The 2102-nt window shown below is 43.5% G+C and carries 1 protein-coding gene and 1 pseudogene; both read right to left on the bottom strand.

What is annotated here, in order from left to right; translation table 11 throughout:
- Positions 1–67: 67 nt before the first annotated feature.
- Positions 68–1252 (bottom strand): annotated as a pseudogene (locus QUA77_RS28930) (IS5 family transposase); the annotation flags it as partial.
- Positions 1253–1577: 325 nt separating this feature from the next.
- Positions 1578–2102 (bottom strand): hypothetical protein (locus QUA77_RS28935; protein WP_333454059.1); only part of this gene is annotated, 525 nt, incomplete at its 5' end.

Here is a 2102-nt window from a genome sequence, read left to right on the forward strand (position 1 = left end):
AATTTAACAGGCTTTTCAATTCACCTATCATTTTCAGTTTGTTTTGTCAACTCCTAATACTGAACCGACGCCCTAGGGGGGGTCCACTGAGCCTAATCCCTTTTTCTTTACACCATGCTCGGTTTTCCCGATTTCGGTAAATGCGATCCTCTTCGAGGGCTTCGCTAACGGCATGAACTGACTCTGGATAGTATCCGGTGAACCTACGATATGCTTCTAAAGAGTGCTTTTAAGTCTCCTGATTCGTTGAAACTCTCCCAACTCATCCGGTCTAAAAATACATATCCTTCAAAGCAACTCGCTGATAGTTTGGCTCCAAACTCTACTTTTTTCCCTGTTTTTCCTCTGACAATGGGACGGATATGGGGTTGGCTTAAACTTACTATTCTATCCTCAATGCTCTGTTTATTGTTATCAAATAACCATTGCTGTTGGCGATAGACCTCTGTGAGGACTAGCAAGGTTTTATATTGCTTTTTATTCAGACTTTTTAGGGTCGCGCCTAACTCTATTAGCTGTTCAATATGAGCTAAATTTCTTTTGATATATTGGAGTTGTTTTTTAATTGCTTGTCTTTTTTTGTTTCGGGTCGGTCGTCGTTGTTTGGCTACTGCCAAGTAGTCTTTTCTCGCTAGATTTCGGTAGGTTCTTGACTTTTTTGGGGCTTTGTTTTTTAGAGATTTATAGAGAATATCTATAATTTTTTCGGTGTGAATTCTGGCAAGGTTTAATAGTCCCAAGTCGGTTGGATAGGTAATATCGGCGGGGGCGCAGGTCGCATCTATGATTAGTTTTCCTCGATTTTGTAACTCATTTTTGGCGTCCGAATCCTTTTTTTTTCTGGTTTTCCTGTGGCGGCTTCTCGTATTTTCTTGACCATGCGTTCGTTCACTTTATTAATTAGATTCCAACTAATTCGTTGTCGGAAATGAACTAATAGTGATGGGTCAAATGGCAGCTCGTTACTGTAGCTTGATTGACCAATAAAGTATTGCAGATAGGGGTTTTCACGGATTTGTTCGACTGTTTCCCGATCGCTAATTCCGAGTTTTTCTTTGATAATTAATGCCCCCAACGCCATCCGAAAGGATTTGGCTGGTGCACCCATTTCTGTGGGGAAGTTTAGAGCAAATTCTGACCACGGTATTACTTGGGCCATCTTTACCCAACGGTTATCGGGTGACAAGCTGCCTCCGAAGGGCAGTTCAAACTCGGATGGGGGGCTTGGGGCAACCTCAGCTTTTCTGTACACGATCGCAGTTGGTGATGCACGACTTTTGATCTATTTTAGCTGTTTTTCTTGCACCCTTCCACCTTTTTAGGGTCAGACAACTCATACAGTGTTTACTTTTGCAACTGCTTCAGCAAGCCCTATGTAGGTAAACGAAAAAAAACAATAATATCCAATCAATAATTTTATGACCGGGTTTTACCAACAATAATTACCACAAACCGACAATATCAAAAACCCCCACTTAATAGCCAATTGCAATCTACTTCCTTCAATCTACAAGGGTTCAAGGTCGTACTCGAATAACGGGCGTAGCGTCTAAGAGTACGACCTTGAAATGGTTCTATCAGACCGAAGTAGCAAATGGGTTGAAGGCGACGAAACTAGCACCTACCCCAGCAATAAGATTCGGGTCAGTGCCACCTCCAATCAGCCCTGTAGGTGAAGGTAACCAGTTCTGCGCGGCCTTGACTGTCACACTAGGATTAGCGCTCGCCACCCCATTGAAAGAGTTGGTGATGAAATTGCTTATATCCACTGTTGTCGGCCCTGAACCACCAAGCAAGCTGGAATCCTGTAACGGGATACCACCTCTGTTGAGACCACCACCAATATTAGCGTTGGTGATATCGTTGTTCTCAATATCGGTATCGCCACCTTGCAAGCGAATCCCATCTTGCCTGACATTGCTAACTTTGTTGCTGTCGATCGCACTAGCTGAACGAAAGTCAGTAATTGAATCACCGACAATGCTCGCTGTACTCACCACATTAGAAATCCCTTGATATTCAATATTCCGCACTAGGTAGTCGGAACCATCGTTTTTGAAGGAGGTGGCGGCGTAGGCAGCGGTGGGGCTATCGTAGGCTTT

Source organism: Microcoleus sp. K5-D4, assembly GCF_036704575.1.
Lineage (GTDB): Bacteria > Cyanobacteriota > Cyanobacteriia > Cyanobacteriales > Microcoleaceae > Microcoleus.